This window comes from Escherichia sp. E4930 (assembly GCF_005845405.1).
GTDB lineage: Bacteria > Pseudomonadota > Gammaproteobacteria > Enterobacterales > Enterobacteriaceae > Escherichia.
Genome location: NZ_VCDZ01000007.1, coordinates 124,418 through 146,900, shown reverse-complemented (window position 1 = coordinate 146,900; position 22,483 = coordinate 124,418). Strand labels below are relative to the sequence as shown.

At 50.0% G+C, this 22,483-nt stretch carries 24 protein-coding genes, 1 tRNA gene, 1 pseudogene and 1 riboswitch; of the genes and pseudogenes, 9 read left to right on the top strand and 17 right to left on the bottom strand.

The window, feature by feature from the left end; all coding sequences use genetic code 11:
* The 16 genes from FFT88_RS11025 to pduA are packed head-to-tail and all read right to left on the bottom strand — an operon-like array spanning nucleotide 1 to nucleotide 13,177.
* The gene (locus tag FFT88_RS11025) at nucleotides 1-1,344 is read right to left on the bottom strand and encodes a 4Fe-4S dicluster domain-containing protein (protein WP_135405059.1); all 1,344 of its coding nucleotides are present in this window, start codon (nucleotides 1,342-1,344) and stop codon (nucleotides 1-3) included.
* Nucleotides 1,341-2,453: a 1-propanol dehydrogenase PduQ gene (locus FFT88_RS11020; protein WP_135405061.1), complete on the bottom strand. Its 1,113-nt coding sequence runs from the start codon at nucleotides 2,451-2,453 to the stop codon at nucleotides 1,341-1,343. The genes FFT88_RS11025 and FFT88_RS11020 overlap by 4 nt, the downstream gene beginning before the upstream one ends.
* A 10-nt stretch (nucleotides 2,454-2,463) precedes the next feature.
* Nucleotides 2,464-3,849, bottom strand: coding sequence for a CoA-acylating propionaldehyde dehydrogenase PduP (gene pduP / locus FFT88_RS11015; protein ID WP_135405064.1), 1,386 nt, complete (start codon nucleotides 3,847-3,849; stop codon nucleotides 2,464-2,466).
* Complete coding sequence (gene pduO / locus FFT88_RS11010) at nucleotides 3,846-4,853, bottom strand: two-domain cob(I)yrinic acid a,c-diamide adenosyltransferase PduO (RefSeq protein WP_135405067.1); 1,008 nt, start codon at nucleotides 4,851-4,853, stop codon at nucleotides 3,846-3,848. Before pduO ends, pduP begins: the two co-directional genes overlap by 4 nt.
* 11 nt (nucleotides 4,854-4,864) lie before the next feature.
* Nucleotides 4,865-5,140 carry a EutN/CcmL family microcompartment protein gene (locus FFT88_RS11005; RefSeq protein ID WP_130208669.1) on the bottom strand — a complete coding sequence of 92 codons (276 nt, stop codon included), beginning with the start codon at nucleotides 5,138-5,140 and terminating at the stop codon, nucleotides 4,865-4,867.
* 3 nt (nucleotides 5,141-5,143) lie between these two features.
* Complete coding sequence (gene pduM / locus FFT88_RS11000) at nucleotides 5,144-5,635, bottom strand: microcompartment protein PduM (RefSeq protein ID WP_135405069.1); 492 nt, start codon at nucleotides 5,633-5,635, stop codon at nucleotides 5,144-5,146.
* Nucleotides 5,632-6,264, bottom strand: coding sequence for a phosphate propanoyltransferase (locus tag FFT88_RS10995; protein ID WP_135405071.1), 633 nt, complete (start codon nucleotides 6,262-6,264; stop codon nucleotides 5,632-5,634). The genes pduM and FFT88_RS10995 overlap by 4 nt, the downstream gene beginning before the upstream one ends.
* A 2-nt stretch (nucleotides 6,265-6,266) precedes the next feature.
* The gene (locus tag FFT88_RS10990) at nucleotides 6,267-6,716 is read right to left on the bottom strand and encodes a BMC domain-containing protein (RefSeq protein ID WP_130222283.1); all 450 of its coding nucleotides are present in this window, start codon (nucleotides 6,714-6,716) and stop codon (nucleotides 6,267-6,269) included.
* Nucleotides 6,713-6,988, bottom strand: a complete 276-nt coding sequence (pduJ, locus tag FFT88_RS10985) for a propanediol utilization microcompartment protein PduJ (protein WP_001057752.1) — start codon at nucleotides 6,986-6,988, stop codon at nucleotides 6,713-6,715. Before pduJ ends, FFT88_RS10990 begins: the two co-directional genes overlap by 4 nt.
* A gap of 19 nt (nucleotides 6,989-7,007) precedes the next feature.
* On the bottom strand, nucleotides 7,008-7,358 hold the full coding sequence (locus FFT88_RS10980) for a glycerol dehydratase reactivase beta/small subunit family protein (RefSeq protein WP_000444000.1): 351 nt from the start codon (nucleotides 7,356-7,358) through the stop codon (nucleotides 7,008-7,010).
* Complete coding sequence (locus FFT88_RS10975; RefSeq protein WP_135405074.1) at nucleotides 7,348-9,180, bottom strand: diol dehydratase reactivase subunit alpha; 1,833 nt, start codon at nucleotides 9,178-9,180, stop codon at nucleotides 7,348-7,350. Before FFT88_RS10975 ends, FFT88_RS10980 begins: the two co-directional genes overlap by 11 nt.
* Nucleotides 9,181-9,189: 9 nt before the next feature.
* Complete coding sequence (gene pduE / locus FFT88_RS10970; RefSeq protein WP_135405076.1) at nucleotides 9,190-9,708, bottom strand: propanediol dehydratase small subunit PduE; 519 nt, start codon at nucleotides 9,706-9,708, stop codon at nucleotides 9,190-9,192.
* Between the two features lie 14 nt (nucleotides 9,709-9,722).
* Nucleotides 9,723-10,391 carry a propanediol dehydratase medium subunit PduD gene (gene pduD / locus FFT88_RS10965; RefSeq protein ID WP_135385805.1) on the bottom strand — a complete coding sequence of 223 codons (669 nt, stop codon included), beginning with the start codon at nucleotides 10,389-10,391 and terminating at the stop codon, nucleotides 9,723-9,725.
* Nucleotides 10,392-10,400: 9 nt separating this feature from the next.
* Nucleotides 10,401-12,065: a propanediol dehydratase large subunit PduC gene (gene pduC, locus FFT88_RS10960; RefSeq protein ID WP_130259966.1), complete on the bottom strand. Its 1,665-nt coding sequence runs from the start codon at nucleotides 12,063-12,065 to the stop codon at nucleotides 10,401-10,403.
* Between the two features lie 18 nt (nucleotides 12,066-12,083).
* Nucleotides 12,084-12,896, bottom strand: coding sequence for a propanediol utilization microcompartment protein PduB (gene pduB / locus FFT88_RS10955; protein WP_135405079.1), 813 nt, complete (start codon nucleotides 12,894-12,896; stop codon nucleotides 12,084-12,086).
* Nucleotides 12,893-13,177, bottom strand: coding sequence for a propanediol utilization microcompartment protein PduA (pduA, locus tag FFT88_RS10950; protein WP_001183614.1), 285 nt, complete (start codon nucleotides 13,175-13,177; stop codon nucleotides 12,893-12,895). Before pduA ends, pduB begins: the two co-directional genes overlap by 4 nt.
* Before the next feature lie 513 nt (nucleotides 13,178-13,690).
* On the opposite strand from pduA, the pseudogene pduF reads away from it, so the two are divergent.
* The 7 genes and pseudogenes from pduF to ldtA all read left to right on the top strand — a co-directional run bounded on the left by pduF (nucleotide 13,691) and on the right by ldtA (nucleotide 20,050).
* Nucleotides 13,691-14,500, top strand: a pseudogene (pduF, locus tag FFT88_RS10945) (propanediol diffusion facilitator PduF).
* A gap of 203 nt (nucleotides 14,501-14,703) precedes the next feature.
* Complete coding sequence (pocR, locus tag FFT88_RS10940; RefSeq protein ID WP_135405081.1) at nucleotides 14,704-15,618, top strand: regulatory protein PocR; 915 nt, start codon at nucleotides 14,704-14,706, stop codon at nucleotides 15,616-15,618.
* Between the two features lie 83 nt (nucleotides 15,619-15,701).
* Nucleotides 15,702-15,877: riboswitch (cobalamin riboswitch) on the top strand.
* A gap of 217 nt (nucleotides 15,878-16,094) precedes the next feature.
* Nucleotides 16,095-16,529: a cobalamin biosynthesis protein gene (locus FFT88_RS10935; RefSeq protein WP_135405084.1), complete on the top strand. Its 435-nt coding sequence runs from the start codon at nucleotides 16,095-16,097 to the stop codon at nucleotides 16,527-16,529.
* Nucleotides 16,530-16,663: 134 nt separating this feature from the next.
* Complete coding sequence (gene cobU / locus FFT88_RS10930; protein ID WP_130222270.1) at nucleotides 16,664-17,209, top strand: bifunctional adenosylcobinamide kinase/adenosylcobinamide-phosphate guanylyltransferase; 546 nt, start codon at nucleotides 16,664-16,666, stop codon at nucleotides 17,207-17,209.
* Nucleotides 17,206-17,949, top strand: coding sequence for an adenosylcobinamide-GDP ribazoletransferase (gene cobS / locus FFT88_RS10925; protein ID WP_135405086.1), 744 nt, complete (start codon nucleotides 17,206-17,208; stop codon nucleotides 17,947-17,949). Before cobU ends, cobS begins: the two co-directional genes overlap by 4 nt.
* A gap of 24 nt (nucleotides 17,950-17,973) precedes the next feature.
* The gene (cobT, locus tag FFT88_RS10920; RefSeq protein ID WP_135405088.1) at nucleotides 17,974-19,053 is read left to right on the top strand and encodes a nicotinate-nucleotide--dimethylbenzimidazole phosphoribosyltransferase; all 1,080 of its coding nucleotides are present in this window, start codon (nucleotides 17,974-17,976) and stop codon (nucleotides 19,051-19,053) included.
* Between the two features lie 61 nt (nucleotides 19,054-19,114).
* Complete coding sequence (gene ldtA, locus FFT88_RS10915; RefSeq protein WP_135405091.1) at nucleotides 19,115-20,050, top strand: L,D-transpeptidase; 936 nt, start codon at nucleotides 19,115-19,117, stop codon at nucleotides 20,048-20,050.
* A gap of 56 nt (nucleotides 20,051-20,106) precedes the next feature.
* Here ldtA and FFT88_RS10910 read toward each other — a convergent pair.
* Nucleotides 20,107-20,182: transfer RNA gene (locus FFT88_RS10910), tRNA-Asn, on the bottom strand.
* A 324-nt stretch (nucleotides 20,183-20,506) separates the two neighbouring features.
* On the opposite strand from FFT88_RS10910, the gene nac reads away from it, so the two are divergent.
* Both nac and cbl read left to right on the top strand, forming a co-directional pair.
* Nucleotides 20,507-21,424, top strand: a complete 918-nt coding sequence (gene nac, locus FFT88_RS10905; protein ID WP_130216427.1) for a nitrogen assimilation transcriptional regulator NAC — start codon at nucleotides 20,507-20,509, stop codon at nucleotides 21,422-21,424.
* A gap of 101 nt (nucleotides 21,425-21,525) precedes the next feature.
* A complete protein-coding gene (cbl, locus tag FFT88_RS10900; protein WP_130216429.1) occupies nucleotides 21,526-22,476 on the top strand; it encodes an HTH-type transcriptional regulator Cbl in 951 nt (316 codons plus the stop codon).
* Nucleotides 22,477-22,483: the final 7 nt, after the last annotated feature.

The following is a 22,483-nucleotide window of genomic DNA, read 5'->3' as shown; positions in this document are numbered from 1 at the left end:
TTAACCTCTCACTATCGTAATCGCGTTTTCTGTCACATCGCTGACCATGCCATCAATACTGGCATGAACAGGGGCGCCTAATGCGCCGTGTGGAATTTGACCTACACATTGCCCACGAACGACGCAATCGCCTTTTTGTACACATGGAATTGCGCTGGCACCGATGTGCTGGCGTAACAATAACGTCACTTTTTCGGGTTGTGGTACGTGTTCAGACAATGGCGCGTCCTGATACCACGGGGTTAAGCCCAATCTGGTTACCAGCCGTTTTACGGGAATCAGCCGATAATTTGCCATGGCATCCTCAGGATTTAAGGCACCTTCGTAGCGGAGATTTTTGGCGCGTAATTCCTGCTTAAGCAGGCGGTTTATGCGCATGGGTGAAATACCTACCGGGCAGGCAACGCTGGCGCAGACGTTGCACTCCGAACAGGTGAGCGCTGTCAGTAACAGTTGCGGCGTAGCGAGCTGTTGGTAGTTAACTGCACGTACTAACAAATGCGGTGACAGTTCGTGACCAATTAAATGACGTGGGCAGAGATCGGTGCATAAGCGGCATTGTTCACAAACGGTTTTCGCGACGGCAAGTACGCTGCGGTCATCCTGCATTCGACGTTGGAGCAGTGAATGAGAGTTGGGTAAAACCAGCAAGCCGCCAGTGGTTTTGCTGACTGGCGTATCGAGCGATGTGATCAAACTCCCCATCATCGGACCGCCATTGATAAAACCAGGATTATCTACCGTTGCGCCTCCCGCCAGCGCCAGTACTTCGCGTAAAGACATCCCTATGGGAACGGTCACCGTTACGGGTTTAGCAACTGCACCATTAACGGTTAGCGTGCGGCGCGTTACCGGATACTGCTGCTCAACGGCTCTGGCAATATTCAGCACAGTCTGGACGTTATTGACGACTACGCCGACGCTAACGGGTAACGCGGCTGGAGGAACACGGCGACCTGTTGCCATCCAGATGGTCAGCACTTCGTCTCCTGCGGGGTAAACGTCGGGCAAAATATGCAGGCGGATATCAGGTGGTAACAGTGGCGTGAGTGCGTTTATTGCCAGTTGATACTTTTCTTTCAGCGCGATGATTCCGCTACTGGCCCCGGTGGCTTTCATTGCGTAGTGAACGCCGCGAAGCAGGCGACTGGCTTGCTGCGCCATTAACTGCTGGTCCACTTTCAGCATCGGTTCGCATTCCGCCGCATTCACCAGGAACGTATCAACACGTGCTTGTAGCTTGATATGTGTCGGAAAGCCAGCACCACCAGCACCCACGACGCCTGCTGCTTGTACTCGCTCGCGGATCGTCTGACCGTCGCAGGACGTAAACTCGACGTTCATAACAACTCCTCAAGCAGTTCGGCAATAGCATTGGCATCAGCCTCACGTGGGTTGGTACGCAATGTAGCATCCGCCAGCGCCGCCTGAACCATATCGGGAATACGTGATGACCATTCTGCTTTTTTTTCTTTCAGAGCATTGGCGAGAGTCGGTATTGAACACGCTTTTTTGAGCTGTTCAATATGTTGAATGAGTGCATTCAGGCTTGCGGTGTCATTGGCATTGTCCGGGCATAAATGACACGTTTTAGCCAGCCGGGCGTAGCGTTTGGCGGCGCGAGGATCGCCAGCATTAAAACGAATAACTGACGTCAGCAGGAGCGCATTCGCCAGACCGTGGGGCAAATGAAACTGCCCACCGAGTTGATGGGCAATCGCATGATTTAATCCCAGTCCGGCCTGGCTAAAGGCAATTCCTGCAAGTGTAGAGGCATTATGCATTTTACCGCGGGTGGCAAGACAATCGCCTTTCTTCACTGCCGTGGGCAGGTATTGAAAAACAATTTGCACGGCTTTTTCGACCAGTGCATCCGTGAAGTCGCTGGCGCGGGGAGAAACATAGGCTTCAAGCGCATGGGTTAAAACATCCATTCCGGTATTGGCCGTTATCGCCGGTGGCACACTCACGACCAGCGAGGGATCAAGGATCGCGATATCCGGATAAAGTGCATCATCGAAAAGGGGATATTTAATTCCCTTCTCAGGATCGCTGATGACACAGGCGCTGGTCACTTCTGAACCAGTGCCGCTGGTGGTGGGGATGGCTACGCAGGTTTCAATTTCGATAGCACACTGGCGACTAAACCAGACAATCGCTTTTGCGGCATCCAGTGCAGAGCCGCCGCCAAAACCGATAACCACATCCGGGCGTAAAGTTTGCATCTGAGTGATGCCTTTTACCACTGTCTGGATAGTTGGATCGGGCGTTATTTCGCTAAAAATACTGAGGCGATTGCTGTCGGGTAGCGCCAGGCGCAAGGTATCAATCAACGGCGATCGCGCCAGAAAGGTGTCGCAAATAATCCAGATGTGCTTATTCGTGAAACGGCTAAGTACTTTGAGACTTCCCGGTCCGCTGTATAAACGCGTCTGCAGTGAAAAAGTATTCATTTCCGTTTCTCTAGCGAATGGAAAAGCCGCTGGTTAACACACAGCGTCGTGAGCGGGCAAAAGTCCGGGCTGACGTTGTCCCTTCTCCGGTCGGTGTAGCAATGGTGAAGGTCGTAAAGCCTTCGCCGCCGACGCCAATACCCGCCCAGGAAGGACCGTTTTTGACAAAGATTGAAGTTTGCATAACGCGCGCGGCAAGGTTGAGCCGTGAGATGTTCTGCGAGTGCATGATTGCGGTGTGATGCAAACTGTCTTCTACATTCAACGCCAGTGTGAGGGCGCTATCAAAATCGTTGACCTTCACAATGGGTAGCATTGGCATGAGTTGTTCGCTGGTAACCCAGCTATCATCGGCGTCAACAACAGCAATCAGCAAGCGGGGCGCTTTTGCTGGCAAAGGGAGGCCTGCGGCTTCCAGCAAGGCTGATGGACTTTTGCCGACCAGTTTTTTGTTGGCCACGCCGTCTGGCAGGCAAACAGCACGCAATTTTTCAGTTTGTTCATGGTTAAGAAGAAGGGCGCCAAAACTTTGCATCTGCTGAATCAAATAATCTGCCACTGAGGTCACGACGATCAGGCTTTTTTCAGCGATACACGGCAGGTTGTAATCAAACGAGGCTCCGTTAATGATGTCTTCGGCAGCTTTCACAATATCTGCCGTTTCATCGACGATGCAGGGGGGATTACCCGCACCGGCACCAATCACTTTCTTGCCACTTTTCATTCCCATGGCGACGATACCCGGACCACCGGTAATCGCCAGAAGGCTGATTTTAGGATGCACCATCATCTGTTCGGTTGCGGCAAAGGTCGGTTCAGATACAGTAACGATCAGGTTATGAATGCCACTACAGCGAAACGCGATGTCTTCGATTATGGCGATCAATTTCAGCGAGACGTTTTGGGCTCCCGGGTGTGGACTGAAGTAGACGCTATTACCAGCTGCCAGCATGCTGATGCTGTTGTTAATGATGGTTTCCGTGGGATTGGTACTTGGCGTGACCGAGCCAATAACTCCAAACGGGGAGTATTCAAACAAAACCATGCCACCATCACCGGTCAGTGCGGTGGTGGTTAAATCTTCAATTCCTGGTGTGTTATCGAGCGCCGCTTTGTTTTTTAAGTACTTATCTTCTTTATTTCCCATTCCCGTTTCGTTAGCGCTCTCTTCCGCCAATTCTGTAAGACGGGGCGTTAATTCTTCGCGAATAGCGCTGATAATGGCGCTGCGAGTCTTAAGCGGACACTGTTGAAAACGCAAAAAGGCCTGGTGTGCAGCGCCGATAGCTTCATCGACAGTCTGGAAAATACCGTTTTTTTGCGTTTGTGATGTCGTGGGGACTAGCTGCTCGCGCAGAATATTGCGGATCAGTGTTTCTAATTCAGAGTTATTCATTGGTTTTCTCCCACGTTAATTGCCGTCATTGCGCTTTGGGCAATATCCATGTCTTGTTCAACGCTACCACCACTAATCCCAAGCCCTCCAAGCAATATTCCGTCACGCCAGAGGGGGAAGCCGCCACCAAAAGTGACGACTTTGCCTTGCATATGGCTTTCTAGCCCGTAAAGTGGCGCCCCCGGTTGCACGGTATCCGTAAGCTTGTGTGTTGCCGTTTTCATCGCCACGGCGGTCCAGGCTTTTTTCGGTGCCAGTTCACTGCTAACCAGCAGTGCATCAGGCATCCGCCAGGTAACACTTTCTGTTCCGTTGGCATCGACAATGCTGATAACAACGGGAATATGCAGTTCATCCGCACGCATTGCCGCGCTACGAATGAGCTGATGAAGATCCTGAAAAGTGAGCGACATCGTGCGTTCCTTCAATGCTGAAGTGTGGTTGGCTTCGTGATAACGTTTTGTGATTTCCTGAATCATCAGGTTCTGATGAGCAACGTTGTCTTCCACGCGGGCGAGGGCATACAGGCAATCGGAAAGCCGGTTAATATAGTGCAGCAAAACATGGCGGACGGAGGCTTCCGTTGTCAGTTCAACCAGACGCCTTTCAGCTCTCCGGGCCACGGTGCGGGCGAAATGCATGCGGCTCGCGGCTTCACAACGTCCTGGCAGAATGAAACTGTGAACTGGAGGAACAGCGCTCATTGCGCTATCGATCGCTTTTTCAAGTGCGGCAATTTCTTCCGTACTGATGTAACGCTGCTGCGCTGATGGCTGCTCGCTTTCACTGGCGAGTTCGGCGCTAAACCAAAATATCTGTTGCTGAATGGCTTCCAGTAATATGCGATGGCTTTCGATGGCGGTGGCGCAATAACACAGACTGAGTGTCGCGTTCAGTTCATCCAGTGTGCCGTAGGCTTCGACGCGTAGATGAGTTTTACTCACGCGTTGTCCGGTAAATAGAGACGTACTTCCTGAATCACCTGTGCGGGTATAAATCGCCATCTTTCAACTCCTTAGCGCGAAATCGTATCTACAATGCCGACCACTGCCAGGTCGATGGCTTCGTTGGGGCCGCTAAAAACATGTCTGGCGCTGGAGCCGCTGCTGAGGAGTACCAGCTCACCGACGCCTGCACCGACTGAATCAACGGCAACTTCGTCACCGGTTAATGGCGTGAGAGGCAGTTCGCCGTCAGCACTGACCCGGCGAACCAACAGCAGTTTTTTCCCAACCAGAGAAGGTGATTTTTGCGTGGATACCACCGCGCCAGTGACTCGAGCCAGATGCATGGGTTACTCCTGCCTGATTAACTGAATGTTTCGGGTCATTGCCGCTTCACGCGCAAGTGCGGTCACACAACATTTCCGTTGCAACACCACTATCCCTGCGCATAACTGCACTACGTCGGCATAACTTAAAAGTTGACCACGATGAAGGTAGATCGGTTGTCCTTGTTCGTCGCACCAGGTTAGCGGTAGATGGGCGAGAGACTTCAATTTGATGGCGTTCAGGAAATGACTTTGCAACGACAATTGAATGTGTATTCCCCAGGCTAACGCCTCGTGAATGTGGATTACCGCTCGATCTGACGTTTCGTTCTCCGCAAGTTGTCGCAGCAACGGTAAATCGACGAATCGAATTTGTAACGAAGCATACTGATGAACTATCTCGTGAACGCTGGCTTCTCGCAGTTGCGAAACCGTCAGCGCGAGTGTTTTTCCCGCACGTTGTTTCAGGCGAAAAATCACTTCTTCAACAATGTGTTGCATCAGTTTGTTATTCATGGCACCGACACCAGCGTGGCAAAAACATCAGGATTATCAGCGCCTGCGGCGTTGGCCTCGTCGGTATCAATATGCATTTCAAGGCGCATATCTGGTGAGACGCGAACAGCAACGTTATCGAATATCAGTCGTCGTTCATTACCTTCAATGGCGACCGCCACTTTATCGCCATGTGTAACGCCATAAATCAGGGCATCAAGCGAAGACATATGGATGTGCCGTTGTGCGACAATAACGCCAGAAGCGATTTCCAGCTCTGCAAACGGGCTTATCAGACGAATCCCCGGTGTGCCGCTGAGATCGCCAGACATACGTAGCGGGGCGGTGATCCCTAATGTTCTGGCGTCAGTCCGGGAAATCTCCACCTGGCTTGAGTTACGTAGTGGCCCTAACAAGCGAACGTTGTGTAATTTGCCTTTTGGTCCCACCAGCGTAACAACCTGTTCAGCAGCGAATTGACCAGGTTGCAGTAATGACTTTTTCTCGCTGATCGGTTGTTCAGGAAAAAGGCGCACATAATCCGCCGTTGAAAGATGAATATGACGACTGGAAACGCCCAGAGGGATAGGGCGCTCGCGCATTTCATCCAGAACCTGGCTGACAGTCTCCTGCAAGGTTTGTTTATCCATTGCTACTCCCCTCGCTTATCAGAGTGCAGACAAAGTGAACGTGGCTCACCTTTTTGCCGTTGACACGCGGGATCAAGACACAAATTACAGCTGATAATCTCTGGGGGGGCGACTGTTGCTGGCGTTTCGCTTACTGCCACCGTCATATTCATTGCTTCTGTTGGGCGGGGCAGTATTCCCTCACCCGGGCGGGCAATCACTTTGTGTGCGACGAGGCCATTTCGCTGTTCGGCGAAACTGGCACCCGTCGCGATCGCCGCATTAACCGAGGCGACGTCACCGGTGATTTTAATGAGCGTCCAGCCTGAGCCATTGGTCTTCTCAAGGCCAACCAGCGTGATGGACGCGGCTTTTGCCATAGCATCTGCGCAACTGATGGCGAGTGCCAGACCACTGACTTCAAGTAATCCCAGTGATTGCTTCACGCTGTGCTCCTTAGCGAATGGGGTTATGCAGATTTAGGTAAAATGGCCTCAACATCGCTGTGTGGCCGCGGGATGACATGGCAGGATTTCACTTCGCCAACGGCGCTTGCGGCGGCGCTTCCTGCATCAACGGCGGCTTTTACTGCGCCAACATCGCCACGGACCATCACTGTAATCAGACCCGAACCAATCTTTTCATAGCCAACCAGTTGCACGTTGGCGGATTTAACCATGGCATCTGCGGCTTCAATTGCGCCAACTAACCCTTTTGTTTCAACCAGTCCTAGTGCGTTGTTCATACAGCGTTTCTCCTGTGGATTATGAGTGGCATTCCCTGAAGGGAATGCCTTTTACCAGGCGGGCAGCGTTATTGCCGATGCTGCGCCGGGCATGGTTATCTTGTTGATACATCAGCGTAAACAGTGGCGCTGATGCCGGTAAGTTTTTGTAATGCACAATCAGCTTTTCCCGGTCACAGGCTATGCCAACCAACAGGGGGGACTGACGAGCAGCCTGCCAGGCGCTATCGATGACTTCACCTGACGGGATATGTTGAATGCGAAAGGGGATACCTTCCTCTTCAATGCCAAGAAGCACCTCATTCCATGTACTGATACAGTCACCTATTTCCGTAACGACAATAGCGGGCGTATGTTCTTTACTTTCCATGAGCCAACTCCCTGTGCCAGGAAATCAGTAGCCCGGTAGCTACCGCATTGCGCGGGCCTTCACTACCACGGATATTCCCCCGTCCGGCGACCAATCGATAATGCGCCAATGCATCGGTGACTAACTGCGGTACTTCGAAATCCAGGGAAGAACCGCCCACCAGAACGACGAACGGAATATCGCGAATATTTCCGCCTGGACTTACCTGACGTAGCGCGCGCAGGGCATTGGTTACGAAGACACGCTCTTTCGCACTACGACGGATAGCGCGTACTTTTTCCAGCGTCAAATCACCGGGAATAGGCACCAGTTCGTCAGGTTTCACCACACAAACGCGGGCAAATACATGAGGGGACAGCGGAGTAGGGAAGAACTGAACGCTGCCGTCTTCATGGCGTAAATGGAACAGACTTTCTACTTTTGCCAACGGGTATTTTTTGATTTCTTCTGCCAGATAACGATCATTTAAGCCCAGTTCCCTGGCAATAATCATCGTCACCATGTCGCCCGCTCCCGCAAGGTGAGTAGCTATCATTTCCCCTTTCTGATTGATGATGGAGGCATCGGTAGAACCTGCGCCTAAGTCCAGAATTGCCAGAGGGCGTGTGGTTCCAGGGGTAGTCAAGGCTCCCTGAATTGCAGCTTCTGCTTCAGCGCCTCCGACCTGAACATCAACATGCAGTTTTTGCTTAATTTCACTGGCGATCATCGCCATTTGCAGTCGGTCGGATTTCACCATTGAAGCGATACCCACTGCCTGTTCCAGTGAAAATTCACCAGCCAGCCCACCGGTTACGCTGACGGGAACAGAGGTATCTATCGCCAGTAAATCCTGAATAAAAATTTCGTGGCTGGGTTTATTGGTCAGTTCCGCCATAGTCTGGCGAACATGTTCCAGCATACCGCCGATGTTGGTGCCCGGTTCTCCCGTTACGTTTTCCAGTTTTGAGCACTCGCCGACCGCTTTCATAATGGCATCGGCACCAGCAGCAACATCAACTCGTATTGTACGTCCGGCAGAAAGCAGCTCGATGTTTCCGGCGGGTATCGAACGGGCTTTAACGTCGCCAGAAGGTGTTTTCACCACTACTGCAGAACGGTTGCCTATGAGTGCTCGTGCAACAGGAACGATATTTTTAGTCTCCTCAGCATTGAGGGCGAAAACAGTGGCAATCCCATACGGATTAGACAGGGTTTCGATAACCTTCCCGGGAACGGCGACTTCAATCGCGGCCAGCATGCCGAGCGGAATACGATCGATGTAGAGGACTTCATCAACAATGGGTAAAGGGATTTCCAGGCGGTTACTGACCAGCACGCCATCATCACGTTGCAGAATAACGCCAGTCAGTTGATATCCGGCACGCACGGAGGCGTTTATCATGGTCGCGATATCGGCAAAATCAAATGCCGATGACACGACCAGAATGTACGGTGTATCCGCCGGGCGTGTTAACAACTCTTGTGGAGTGATGGTGAGCCCCACGCCCAGTCCCACTCCGCCCGGAGTTTTTGGGTTGTGACCAATCATGGTTGATTCGGTAATGATGGTTTCCGTAATGGTTTCCATCGCCACATCGCCAATGACAGGAGTTGCTTCGTTGATACGAATAAGCGAAATATCGCTGACATTGATGCCGACTTTTTTCGTTGCCTGTGCGAGCGCCTCCTGAATGCCATGGACGTTACGCAACGTACCTTTGATTCCGGTGGTTTCCGCAAGGGCGCTGCTCACGAACGACAATTCTCCAGACGTATTGAGCGTCGCCAGTGCAACTTCTGTGGATGAATTGCCGATATCAATGCCTGCTATATATCGCATAGTTCGTCCTTAATCGTCGCCTTTCAGTTTTTTACGCTCGACATAGAGTTCTGCAGCTTCACGGACAAATGCAGCGCAAATCCTGGCCTGATAACGCTGTTCAAGATCGTCGGCAATGGCAATGAGCTCTTGCTTTGTCGAACGATAAGGGCGTAACGCATTGTAGATTTCGAGGATGCGATCGTCCGGCACTGAGGTAAGCTCGGCAGCGCGTTCAAAATTCATCGCCAGGCGATCACGACCCGCATCTCTGGCAATCGCGGCCTGAATACGCAATGTTTCAGGGGTTATACGCATATCCTGGGCGGTGACTTTATCGCTGAGGACATTCTCCAGAGTGAAATCGTCGAGCGTTTTATTGGTCGCCGTTTTAACCCATTCTGGATGTTTATTTGCCAGTGGATAATCCGTCACTTTGGCGCTCTGTATTGACGCGTTGGGTGTCGCAGAAACAGGAGCTGCATCCTGTAGACTGTTCATGCGGTTCAACACGTCCCTGACCATCGACTCAATTGCATCGGTATTCATGAAGGTTTCCTTTGTTAAAACGTCACGCGCAGTTCTTGCGGTTTTTTGCCAGTGACCACGTACTTCGTCTCTTTGATATGTAAAATGGCTGATTTGGCCTGGTATTTAGGCCGCGCCATTTGATCGTTGAGGGTCGGAACTGGTTGTGGAGACTCACGCTTCGCATAACGCGCGGCGTTTTTACCAATCTGACGATAAGTTTCCAGCGTCAACAAAGGCGCTTGCGGGAAAAGTTCCAGGTTAGACAAAGGGGGAAGCCCCTGCTGGTGGATAACCGTGGTGCCTTTTGACTGAATACCAATAGCAATGCCGGAACCACTAAGGCGATCGCCTTCGACCGCCACGAATGCGACATCAGACGATTTAAAGCAGCGAATCACACGGGCTTTAATGCCTTCTTCTTCGATACCGGCAATCACTTCGCGCAAGATGTTTTTATGCGGAATACCGATGATATTGACGGTTTGCGCCAGGCCGAACGCCGGGCCTACAGCAATAATGACTTCATCTTGCTGAGTGCCTTGTTGGGCTTCGCCAATTTCGGTCAAAAAACTCCCTGCATCCGGTGCGGAAGGGGCAGTGGAGGCGACAGGCGCGCGAAATGAAACGGACTTGTCGCTGGTTTGCATTTCTGCCAGCACGTCTTCGATAATCTGACGCAGTAATTTTTCGTTAATTTCCATTTCTCACCCTTAGTCAATTTCGTTGGGATCAAGTGCACCGGGAATATTTTTGATCTCTTCCCAGCGTTCCCCTTGCAGGCGGTAACCTGTAGCCGGTCCGGCGTAATCATTGACATCATTGACCGCAGACAGCACTTGTCCGTCATCGACGATAATGGCTGAGGTATGGAGATAATCGCCGGTCAGTTTCGCTTTTTGCATGTTGAGCATGTCCTGAGCGACATCGGTAAAACCGCCTTGCGCCAGGGCTTTCACCACTTCCAGGCTGTTACGGTTTTTATTGATAATTTCCTGGGCGAACTTAATGTCTTCTACGATGTTGCGCTCTGGCATATCTTTCGAACCGTGGGCATAGGTCGCCGCTTCGACCTCTTCATCGGTAATAAGGGGTAATCCCATACCGGCAAAGACAGCCTGTAAAGCGCGTGCGGCTTTATTGCGGATGGCGACAACATCTTCTTCGCGCACCGGTCGCAGACCGCCATCAACCTTCAGGTCACGCTGAATGACGTTGTAATCATCGAAGTCTTCTGCGTCTTCGTTTGAACCGGCAAACATGTTGTCGTAGTTCGGCACAGCGGAAAAACCGGAAGAGATAAAGTCAGTACCCGGCAGAAACTGCATCAGGAAACGCGCGGTACGGCGCATATCTGAGTGGGTAAAGGTCTGGTCATTACTGGAGGCACATTCCAGATCCAGCGATGAGCAAATTAAGTTTTCCGCCAGCACTGCGCGGATGCCTGACGGCACAGCTGATGGAACACCGATGCAGCTTACGGAACCATTCTGCAGCCCCTGTACGCCTGCGGCTTTGGTGATGTAAATGCAACGAGCCTCGAGATAAAGCATTGATTTGCCTTCCGCGTAACCCATCTGTACTTCAGAGCCGGAGCCGGAAGTAAAGCGCATTTTTAAGCCGCGAGAAGCATAAGATGATGCGAGAAATCCTTTTGACCACGGGGTGTCATCGCCATCGGTGAAAACAGGTTCTGTGCCGTAAACAGAAATCGTTTCGGCGTAACAGGTGTGACCTAACATACCGAGTTTCAGTTCGGTGGCTTCTTCCAGTGAACACTGGGTCAACACGCCCGGGCGCCCTACCTGTGAACCTACCAGCAGAGCGATGGCGTTGAACGGCGCATAGCGAGCAACGGCAACGGTGGTTTCCTGTTCATCAAACCCGCGCCATGCGCCTTCAGCTGCGTCGGCGGCAATTTGTACCGGGTTATCTTTGACGTTGGTGACGTGAGCCTGTTGTGATGGTGTTCGACGGGCGCGCATTTTCTGCATCGCCATCATCATCTCTACCACGTTCATCTGCGAAACCACTTCGACGATTTTGGCGGGCGTCATTGCTGTGGTAAGGGGAACGATATCGCTACGTTTGACATTTGGATCGCACAGCATATTGGCAAGTTTGACCGAATCCATCGCGATGACTTCTTCGGCGCGCGCGAGATTGATGCCGTAACGGGCGATAAAGTGGTCGATCAGGTCAAACTGGCTGGCGGGTTTTCCATCCAGCTCGGTGACGACGCCGTTAACAATTTTGATTGACGGTTTTGGATCGTTCGGGCTTTCCATCGCAATGAAGCCTTCTTCAATCCACTCTTTAACGAAACCGTCCTGGTTGACCGGGCGTTTGGCGAGTGCTTCAAATCTTTTCGATCTCATGAATCTGCCTCAGGGAATTCAGATGTAGGAAGGGCGATCGTTTTTCGGTGTATCGCCGAGAGTCGAAAGTACGGTTTTACCGATTTCGCGTGCGGAGATGACCGCCTGACGGACTGCGCCGGAGTCACCTGAGATAATCAGAATGACTTCATTGCTGTAGCTGGTGCCATGAGCAGGCGAGCTGTATGCCACCACGTCCACATTGGCGGACTTCAGCGCGGTATCGGCCATCAGAACACCAACAGCGGCCGGAGCGCCGACAATAACGCCGCAAGCGCGACCCAGAGGTGCGCCAAACGCTTTTTCCAGTGCATAGCTGGCGCGGGCGGTGTATTGCAGTTCAAGATGTCCGGCTTCGTTGGCATAGACATCACCAAAGGTCCGATCGAGTTCTTTCAGGGCAACTTCAATACCGCGTTTCACGTCGGAAACATCGTTGCCACCTAAGAGGATCAATGAGCCGTGTCCGGCACCGCCTTTGGTATCGCGAGGAAGTTCAATGCTAATAACTTCAGTGTTCGTAGCTTTTACCGCTTCATCAGCGGCCATAATGTGTGGACCTGCGCCAATACGTGCACCCAGAATGCCAATGGAGCGATAGCGTTTTTCAAGTTTCATCGCGTCCAACAGGGCGCTATCAACGTTCGCAATGACCAGACCTACAGTGTCGCCAATAGCGGAGCCAACAAATTCCGTTAACGTGCAGCTTTTTTCTGCCATAGCCGTCTCTCGTGTTTGATGAGTGGTTTCCGGGAGAACCTCATGCTCTGGCGTCGCTACGCGAGCGATGACCTGCGCCATGATCTGTTCGACCAGTTCATTGCTGCTCATGGGTTAATTCCCTTTGGTAAGATTTTTTCGACATCGGTATGTGGGCGGGGAATAACGTGTACGGCTTTTACTTCACCGACGTTACGCGCGGCGGCGGCACCTGCGTCTGTTGCCGCTTTTACAGCCCCGACATCACCACGAACGATGACGGTCACCAGCCCGGAACCTATTTTTTCGTAGCCAACCAGCAATACATTTGCCGACTTCACCATGGCGTCTGCGGCCTCTATGGCGGCAGTTAAGCCTTTGGTTTCTACCATTCCTAACGCTTCTTGTTGCATAAAGACCTCGCCTGGATTTTTTGACGATATGACTATAAAAAAAAGCGAGGAAAAAGAATGGCTGACTTAGTCGACCAATGAGAAAAATAAATAGAGGACAAATATTATAAAATTGCTTTTATATACTATATGTTATTAATTTATTGGTTGTTTTGTGGGTGTTTCAATGTGAATTAATTGCGTTGGCTGAAGGGGTTAATCGCGAATAATATTTCGTTGGGTTTGGTTCGCGGAAGGGAACTGTGATATTTGTTTAAATTTTATTATATCATGATGACAATTTTTTATTGTGAAAGTTTGGCAGTAATTATTACTTTCAACACTGATTAACGCTGTGTTTGATGCTTTTGCAATGACAATAATTTGCTATGTCAGCACGATTTTTCCACGAGTCTGTCATGAATGTTGGCAATATTTTTTGCAGAGCAATTTTTATAGTTGCCCTCGATATACACAACAATCAGCAATTCTGTTGGCTGATGAAGAAACAAACTCCGCAAAGAAGGTGTCACTATGAATGATTCACTCAAGGCGCAATGCGTTGCCGAGTTTTTGGGCACCGGACTGTTCCTCTTTTTTGGCATTGGTTGTTTGTGTGCCCTCAAACTTGCTGGGGCAAGTCTGGGGCTGTGGGAAATTTGTATTATTTGGGGGTTAGGTATTTCACTTGCTGTTTATCTTACGGCAGGAATTTCCGGCGCTCATCTCAACCCAGCGGTTACGATTGCTCTATGGTTGTTCGCCGCTTTTCCTGGCCGTAAAGTGCTGCCATTTTGTATGGCACAATTAGCGGGTGCCTTTGGTGGTGCGGTTCTGGCGTATTTTTTATACAGCAATTTGTTTACCGATTTTGAATCTGCCCACAATATGGTTCGTGGTAGTGCAGAAAGCTTACAACTCGCCAGTATCTTCAGTACTTACCCGGCCGCGGCAATAAATGTATGGCAGGCGGCGCTGGTTGAAATAGTCATCACGTCTATGTTGATGGGATTGATTATGGCGTTGACCGATGACGGCAACGGTGTACCGAAGGGGCCTCTTGCACCTTTACTGATTGGTATTCTGGTTGCTGTTATTGGTGCTTCTACTGGACCATTAACTGGTTTTGCCATGAATCCAGCGCGTGATTTTGGGCCAAAAATGTTCACCTAGCTTGCGGGTTGGGGAGAAATAGCGATGACTGGCGGACGCAATATTCCTTATTTCATTGTACCCATTATTGCCCCGGTCATTGGTGCCTGCGTTGGCGCGGCGATTTATCGCTTTCTCATTGCACAAAATTTACCTGTCAATAGTGTTACGCCTAAAGATATCCGCGAATAGCGAAATAACCTGGAGGTTATAAACGTTTATTTTTTTACTGTTTGTGATCTGCTTTCCGAACTTATTAAAAAGTCTCCCGCTTCATGGAGGCTTTTGTTATTGTCCTTTGTGCTTCTCGTCAGTAAATCATCAGGGATGATGTGAAGATTAAATGTAAAACAATTGTTTTTACAATAACAATAAATTAACTGGGAGGTTTTATCATGATTTCTGCGGCGACACTTAATTCAGAACTCATTAATAAAATCGCGCAGGATTTTGCGCAGGCGACCAGCCTTGCGGTTGTCGTGGTCAATATCCACGGTGATGAAATTTCCGAACTTTTTAACTTCACCCCGTTTTGTCAGATGATGCGGCAACATCCACAGCTTAGCACTCGCTGCCGCATGAGCGATCGTTGTGGAGGTCTGGAAGCTTCTAAATCCGATCAACCTTGTATTTACCGTTGCCATGCAGGATTAACTGATTTCTCTATTCCTTTGGTGATTGCCGGGCATTTAGTCGGTTTTGTGTTGTGTGGACAAGTCCGCCTGCGTAATGGTGATGTCGATTTGATCGATATTCTGAATGTCGATGATCGTTGGCAAGCAGATCCCGAATTACTTAATGAATTTCGCAAAGTCCCGGAGATGGATTACTCGCGAGTTATGGCCTCTGCTGATTTGTTGAAGCTGATTGTGGAAAATTGCCTCAAAAAGCAACTCAATTTTGTCGTTATTAAAGAGAATAAACCTCATTCGGATTCAGTTCGTCAGACCCGTGCGTCTAATCCCCACGATAATAAAATGAAAAAAGCATTGCGCTATATTGATGCGCATTTATCAGACGATTTACGCCTGGAAGATGTTGCCTCGCATGTTTATCTAAGCCCTTATTATTTCAGTAAATTGTTTAAGAAATATCATGGAATTGGTTTTAATGCATGGGTAAACCAACAACGCATGGCCAGCGCCCGAGAGTTGCTGTGCCATAGTGACTGGAGCATCGCCAGCATTGCGCGTAATTTAGGCTTCTCTCAAACCAGTTATTTTTGCAAAGTTTTTCGACAGACCTATCAGGTAACGCCGCAGGTATACCGTCAGCAAATTGGCGAAAATACGGCTGCGGAAACGGCATAAATTCAATGTAAAAAATGAGGGATGATTAAATATACTCTGGCAGTAATAATTCATTTACGTGTTATGGGAAAATTGAAATCGGCTCATAACATACGCTGACAGGTTTGGCACATTTGTGCCTGGGAAGAGGGTGGAAATCCCTCGCAGCCCCCGCTGCTGTAATGCTGACAACCCCGAAAATGCCACTGATCGTGAGATCGGGAAGGCCGGGGGAGGATGACGCTAAGCCAGAAGACCAGCCTGTCAGTTAATACCAACAACTTCGGTGGGAAGTGGGTTGTCTGGAAGCGCCCGGTTGAGCACTGGCGCGTCTTTATACCCCTACCACCCTGAAAGGATCAGGGGATGGCGGCAGCATTTATTTCATTCATCGTCGTGTCGACAGGCGCCAGGGCTGCACTTATGGTGTGGCAATCTTTTTTTGTGGCATATCAACCTGACCGTTATTACAGGAAACTAAGCGGAGGGTGGTGGTCATGAAAACGATAAAACCTGAATCGATAGCTCTTTTTTGCCTCTCATCTGGCGATATTGAACTCGCTAAACATCTGGCTGAAATGTTGCCTATTACCTGTTTTGTCGGTGAGGATTGGCAGCAAGGTTTCCTGCCTTTTAACGGTGGGCCAGAACAATCATTATCAGATGCGTATAGTGATTATTCAGTGCTGTTATTGATTGCTGAAAGCGGGACACTCATACCAGAAAGGCTCCCTCTGCCTGATGGCGTGACGGTAATCTTAATAGCAGAGCACAATGCTCGTTTGCTGAATGGCACGGCTGGTGGGGCTGTAGCGTTAATCCATTATCTGAATGAAATGTGTCAATTCAGAGAAACCGTTGCTAATGACACATTTCGTCGGTCGTTAACGCAGGGAAATCGGGCTATTTCACAATGCCTCCCTCATTCGTAATGGATTGAGAATGCTGGATTTTTATTTTTAATACGCGCAGTATTAATCGAAGAAATGTTATTACGGTCAGTAACAGTGGAACATCCATTGCTCTGGTCAATGAATACCATCATACAATTGAACCGGGAGTCCGTATGATGATTTTGGTGACGGGGGGCGCACGGAGCGGGAAGAGCCGGCACGCCGAGGCGCTTATTGGGGACACTCCACAGGTCCTGTATATCGCTACTTCGCAAATTTTTGATGATGAGATGGCCGCACGGATTGAACACCATCGGCAAGGCCGCCCGGCGCACTGGCACACGGTGGAACGCTGGCAAAATCTTGATGAGTTAATTAACGCAGACATTAATCCGCAGGCTGCCGTATTGCTGGAATGCATTACAACAATGGTGACTAATCTTTTGTTTGAATATGGCGGCGATAAAGATCCTGAAAAATGGGATTATGACGCGATGGAGCAGGCGATTAACGGTGAGATTCAGTCGTTGATTGCCGCCTGTCAACGTTGTACTGCAAAGGTCGTATTAGTGACCAATGAAGTGGGCATGGGGATTGTGCCGGAGAATCGTCTGGCGCGACATTTTCGTGATATTGCCGGGCGGGTAAATCAGCAGTTGGCCGCTGCGGCAGATGAAGTATGGCTGGTGGTTTCGGGTATTGGAGTAAAAATCAAATGAGTAAATTATTTTGGGCGATGCTCTCTTTTATTTCGCGTCTGCCTGTACCGCGTCGTTGGTCCCAGGGGCTGGATTTCGAGCATTATTCTCGCGGTATCATTACTTTTCCCTTGATTGGTTTATTGCTTGGCGCCATTAGTGGACTGGTCTTCATGGCGTTGCAGGCATGGTGTGGCGTACCGCTGGCGGCACTGTTTAGTGTGCTGGTGCTGGCGCTGATGACAGGGGGATTCCACCTGGACGGCCTCGCAGATACCTGTGATGGCGTATTTTCTGCACGTAGCCGCGATCGCATGTTGGAAATCATGCGTGATAGCCGTTTGGGTACTCACGGTGGTCTGGCGCTGATTTTTGTGGTTCTGGCAAAGATTCTGGTGCTAAGCGAGTTGGCACTGCGTGGCGAACCGATCCTTGCATCGCTGGCGGCAGCATGTGCGGTTAGCCGTGGGACTGCCGCATTGTTGATGTATCGTCATTGTTATGCCCGGGAAGAAGGGCTTGGTAATGTGTTCATTGGCAAAATTGACGGGCGACAAACCTGTGTCACCCTCGGTTTAGCCGCTATTTTTGCTGCCGTATTATTGCCGGGTTTGCATGGTGTGGCAGCTATGGTGGTGACGATGGTGGCGATTTTCGTCCTCGGTCAGCTTCTCAAACGGACTCTGGGCGGGCAAACCGGCGATACGCTGGGAGCAGCCATAGAACTTGGTGAACTGGTCTTCCTGCTGGCACTGCTATAAGACTGATTACCGAGGAGACGTTACATGCAAACACTCGCCGAATTATTGAATACGATCCCTGCCATCGATCCTGCCGCTATGTCGAGTACCCAACGGTATATTGATGGGTTACTCAAACCTGTCGGTAGTCTGGGAAGACTGGAGGCGCTTGCCGTACAACTGGCAGGAATGCCGGGACTGAATGGTGTGCCTCATGTGGGCCAAAAAGCAGTGCTGGTTATGTGTGCCGATCATGGTGTCTGGGAGGAAGGTGTCGCTATTTCTCCGAAAGCAGTGACAGCCATCCAGGCTGAAAATATGACACGTGGAACAACTGGGGTGTGTGTGCTGGCAGCACAAGCGGGCGCTAAAGTTCACGTGCTTGATGTTGGGATTGATACCGTTGAGCCTATCCCTGGGCTTATTAACATGCGTGTCGCACGAGGTAGCGGTAATATTGCCTCGGGTCCGGCAATGAGCCCCTGTCAGGCTGAAGCGTTACTTCTGGACGTCATACAATATACGCGCGAGTTAGCGAGAAATGGCGTCACGCTGTTTGGTGTGGGTGAACTGGGGATGGCAAATACCACACCGGCAGCTGCGATAGTCAGTGCGATTACTGGACGCGATCCTGAAGAAGTGGTCGGTATTGGCGCAAACCTGCCGACAGATAAACTGGCTCATAAAGTTGATGTTGTTCGTCGGGCAATAACAGTGAATCAACCGAATCCACAGGATGGTATTGATGTGCTGGCCAAAGTCGGTGGGTTTGATTTGGTCGGAATGGCTGGCGTAATGTTAGGTGCCGCTTCCTGCGGTTTACCCGTGTTGCTGGATGGATTTCTTTCTTACGCCGCTGCACTTGCCGCCTGCCGGATGTGTCCTGCAATCAAACCGTATCTCATTCCTTCTCACCTGTCGGCAGAAAAAGGGGCGCGTATAGCGCTGTCACATTTGGGGCTGGAGCCTTATCTCAATATGGAAATGCGTTTAGGTGAGGGGAGTGGCGCAGCGCTGGCGATGCCCATCATCGAAGCCGCCTGCGCGATATACAGCAACATGGGTGAACTTGCCGCCAGTAATATTGTTCTACCGGGAAAGACGACTTCTGAATTGAACAGTTAAAAACGAAAAGTCAGATAAAAGCTATACTTATCGGATAGCTTTCGCGACTTAGGAAAGGGACATGATGCGTCGTGTAAATATTCTTTGTTCATTTGTTCTGCTTTTTGCCAGCCATAATAGTCTGGCGGTAACTTACCCACTCCCTCCGGAGGGTAGCCGTTTAGTAGGGCAACCACTGACAATAACGGTTCCTGATCACAATACCCAGCCGCTGGAAACCTTTGCTGCACAGTACGGGCAAGGTCTGAGTAATATGCTGGAAGCGAATCCGGGTGCTGATGTTTTCTTGCCGAAGTCTGGCTCGCAACTTACCATTCCGCAGCAACTGATTTTGCCCGCCACTGTTCGTAAAGGGATTGTGGTTAACGTCGCTGAGATGCGTCTTTATTACTATCCGCCGGACACAAATACTGTGGAAGTGTTTCCTATCGGCATTGGTCAGGCCGGGCGTGAAACGCCGCGCAATTGGGTGACTGCCGTTGAACGTAAACAAGAAGCTCCAACCTGGACGCCAACGCCGAACACTCGGCGCGAATATGCAAAACGAGGGGAGAGCCTGCCAGCATTTGTCCCTGCGGGTCCCGATAATCCTATGGGGCTTTATGCCATCTATATTGGTCGGCTTTATGCCATCCACGGAACTAATGCCAATTTTGGCATTGGCTTGCGGGTGAGTCAGGGCTGTATTCGTCTGCGCAATGATGACATAAAGTATTTGTTCGATAATGTTCCAGTCGGGACGCGCGTGCAAATTATCGATCAGCCGGTGAAATACACAACGGAACTGGATGGCTCAAAGTGGCTGGAAGTTCATGAACCGTTATCGCGCAATCGGGGGGAATATGAGTCCGACAGAAAAGTGCCATTGCCGGTAACGCCTTCATTGCAGGCATTTATCAACGGGCAAGAAGTTGATGTGAATCGCGCAAATGCTGCGTTGCAACGTCGATCGGGAATGCCTGTGCAAGTTAATTCTGGTTCCAGGCAGATGTTTTAAAATAGTTGTTACGTAGAAAGCAAAAAACCTGCTCGAAAGCAGGTTTTTTTTGAATTTGGCTCCTCTGACTGGACTCGAACCAGTGACATACGGATTAACAGTCCGCCGTTCTACCGACTGAACTACAGAGGAATCGTGTGAACGGGGCGCATATTAATGGCAGCGTTCCGCGATGTCAAAGGGGGAAATGCATTTTTTTGTTCGTTTGCTGGCAATTTCGACAAAGCGATGAACATTCAATCTTTTTTGTAATGTTCCATTGTAGTGCATGCCATCCTTTTATGGGGCAATGAACACTCGTTCTGTAACCCAGACGAAAGGACAAAACAATCATAATCTCTTATTTGACAGGCGATTAGCTTTCGCGTTAGCGCCAAACTTAAACTGGCAAGCATCTTGCAATCTGGTTGTGAGTAATACTGGCACTTGGGCCGATTCTTAAAAACCGGAGGCAACATGAACTTCAGACGCCTGAAATACTTCGTAAAAATTGTAGACATTGGTAGCCTGACCCAGGCTGCTGAAGTGTTGCATATCGCGCAGCCTGCGCTCAGTCAGCAGGTCGCCACACTGGAAGGCGAGCTGGATCAACAACTTTTGATTCGCACTAAACGTGGCGTTACTCCAACAGATGCCGGAAAAATTCTCTATACCCATGCGCGGGCAATTTTACGTCAGTGTGAACAGGCCCAACTGGCAGTTCATAACGTAGGTCAGACATTATCGGGTCAAGTCTCAATTGGCTTTGCGCCAGGAACCGCCGCGTCGTCTATCACCATGCCCTTATTACAGGCGGTACGTGCCGAATTTCCGGAAGTGATTATCTATCTACATGAAAACAGCGGCGCTGTTCTTAACGATAAACTTATAAATAGCCAGCTTGATATGGCGGTAATTTACGAGCATTCCCCTGTGGCAGGCGTATCCAGCCAGGCTTTGTTAAAAGAAGATCTTTTTCTTGTCGGAACTCAGGATTTTCCAGGGCAAAGCGTTGATGTTAATGCTATAGCACAAATGAATCTCTTTCTTCCCGGCGATTACAGTGCCGTAAGACTCCGCGTTGATGAGGCTTTTTCTTTACGGCGACTCACGGCAAAAGTCATCGGTGAAATTGAGTCTATCGCCACGCTTACCGCAGCGATTGCCAGCGGCATGGGGGTTGCAGTGTTACCCGAATCAGCCGCGCGCTCGTTATGTGACGCAGTTAACGGATGGATGTCACGTATTACCACACCGTCAATGAGTCTCTCCTTGTCATTAAATTTACCTGCCAGAGCAAAACTGTCGCCACAGGCACAAGCAGTGAAAGAGCTGTTATTGTCAGTGATCAGTCCTCCAGTCATGGAAAAAAGACAATGGCAATTGGTTAGCTAAACGTTATATCTGGATGGAATAAGATGCGGGTTTTTATTATTTGTTATGCCGGGCGTTAGACTTTAACAATAGCGGAATGTCTGATCTGCCCGGAGTTTACCGTGAATTTCCAACAACTAAAGATAATCCGTGAGGCTGCACGTCAGGATTACAACCTGACAGAGGTTGCGAATATGCTTTTTACCTCACAGTCAGGTGTAAGCCGTCATATTCGAGAGCTGGAGGATGAGCTTGGTATAGAAATATTCGTTCGTCGGGGCAAACGACTGCTTGGTATGACTGAACCGGGCAAAGCATTGCTGGTAATTGCAGAACGCATTCTGAATGAAGCCAGTAATGTTCGTCGACTTGCCGATCTCTTTACCAACGATACATCTGGCGTTCTCACTATCGCAACGACGCATACTCAGGCACGCTACAGCTTGCCAAAGGTCATTAAAGCCTTTCGCGAACTTTTCCCGGAAGTGCGGCTTGAGCTTATCCAGGGAACACCACAGGAAATTGCGACGTTGCTGCAAAATGGCGGGGCCGATATTGGCATCGCCAGTGAGCGTCTGAGCAATGATCCGCAACTCGTCGCCTTCCCGTGGTTTCGTTGGCATCATAGTTTGCTCGTTCCAGATAATCATCCCTTAACAAAAATTACGCCATTGACGCTGGAATCAATAGCGAAGTGGCCGTTGATCACTTACCGACAGGGGATTACTGGTCGCTCGCGGATTGATGACGCATTTGCCCGCAAAGGTTTGTTGGCAGATATTGTATTGAGTGCACAGGATTCTGATGTTATCAAAACCTACGTAGCCCTTGGCCTGGGGATTGGATTAGTAGCAGAACAATCCAGTGGCGAACGAGAGGAAGAGAATTTAATTCGTCTGGAAACGCGCCATCTTTTCGATGCTAATACCGTCTGGTTGGGACTAAAACGAGGACAATTACAGCGTAACTATGTCTGGCGTTTTCTGGAACTGTGCAATGCAGGACTGTCGGTTGAGGATATTAAGCGACAGGTGATGGAAAATAGTGAAGAGGAAATTGATTATCAGATATAGCAAAAAG

Excerpts from the sequence above, each read along its gene's own strand:
- cobS (WP_135405086.1), top strand. The coding sequence starts at position 17,206 with ATGAGTAAATTATTTTGGGCGATGCTCTCTTTTATTTCGCGTCTGCCT.
- nac (WP_130216427.1), top strand. The coding sequence starts at position 20,507 with ATGAACTTCAGACGCCTGAAATACTTCGTAAAAATTGTAGACATTGGT.
- ldtA (WP_135405091.1), top strand. The coding sequence starts at position 19,115 with ATGATGCGTCGTGTAAATATTCTTTGTTCATTTGTTCTGCTTTTTGCC.
- pduO (WP_135405067.1), bottom strand. The coding sequence starts at position 4,853 with ATGGCGATTTATACCCGCACAGGTGATTCAGGAAGTACGTCTCTATTT.
- pduC (WP_130259966.1), bottom strand. The coding sequence starts at position 12,065 with ATGAGATCGAAAAGATTTGAAGCACTCGCCAAACGCCCGGTCAACCAG.
- pduD (WP_135385805.1), bottom strand. The coding sequence starts at position 10,391 with ATGGAAATTAACGAAAAATTACTGCGTCAGATTATCGAAGACGTGCTG.
- FFT88_RS11025 (WP_135405059.1), bottom strand. The coding sequence starts at position 1,344 with ATGAACGTCGAGTTTACGTCCTGCGACGGTCAGACGATCCGCGAGCGA.
- pduJ (WP_001057752.1), bottom strand. The coding sequence starts at position 6,988 with ATGAACAACGCACTAGGACTGGTTGAAACAAAAGGGTTAGTTGGCGCA.
- pocR (WP_135405081.1), top strand. The coding sequence starts at position 14,704 with ATGATTTCTGCGGCGACACTTAATTCAGAACTCATTAATAAAATCGCG.
- FFT88_RS11005 (WP_130208669.1), bottom strand. The coding sequence starts at position 5,140 with ATGCATCTGGCTCGAGTCACTGGCGCGGTGGTATCCACGCAAAAATCA.
- pduB (WP_135405079.1), bottom strand. The coding sequence starts at position 12,896 with ATGAGCAGCAATGAACTGGTCGAACAGATCATGGCGCAGGTCATCGCT.
- FFT88_RS10980 (WP_000444000.1), bottom strand. The coding sequence starts at position 7,358 with ATGGAAAGTAAAGAACATACGCCCGCTATTGTCGTTACGGAAATAGGT.
- pduM (WP_135405069.1), bottom strand. The coding sequence starts at position 5,635 with ATGAATAACAAACTGATGCAACACATTGTTGAAGAAGTGATTTTTCGC.
- cobT (WP_135405088.1), top strand. The coding sequence starts at position 17,974 with ATGCAAACACTCGCCGAATTATTGAATACGATCCCTGCCATCGATCCT.
- FFT88_RS10995 (WP_135405071.1), bottom strand. The coding sequence starts at position 6,264 with ATGGATAAACAAACCTTGCAGGAGACTGTCAGCCAGGTTCTGGATGAA.
- FFT88_RS10975 (WP_135405074.1), bottom strand. The coding sequence starts at position 9,180 with ATGCGATATATAGCAGGCATTGATATCGGCAATTCATCCACAGAAGTT.
- pduA (WP_001183614.1), bottom strand. The coding sequence starts at position 13,177 with ATGCAACAAGAAGCGTTAGGAATGGTAGAAACCAAAGGCTTAACTGCC.
- cobU (WP_130222270.1), top strand. The coding sequence starts at position 16,664 with ATGATGATTTTGGTGACGGGGGGCGCACGGAGCGGGAAGAGCCGGCAC.
- pduE (WP_135405076.1), bottom strand. The coding sequence starts at position 9,708 with ATGAATACCGATGCAATTGAGTCGATGGTCAGGGACGTGTTGAACCGC.
- FFT88_RS11020 (WP_135405061.1), bottom strand. The coding sequence starts at position 2,453 with ATGAATACTTTTTCACTGCAGACGCGTTTATACAGCGGACCGGGAAGT.
- FFT88_RS10935 (WP_135405084.1), top strand. The coding sequence starts at position 16,095 with ATGAAAACGATAAAACCTGAATCGATAGCTCTTTTTTGCCTCTCATCT.
- pduP (WP_135405064.1), bottom strand. The coding sequence starts at position 3,849 with ATGAATAACTCTGAATTAGAAACACTGATCCGCAATATTCTGCGCGAG.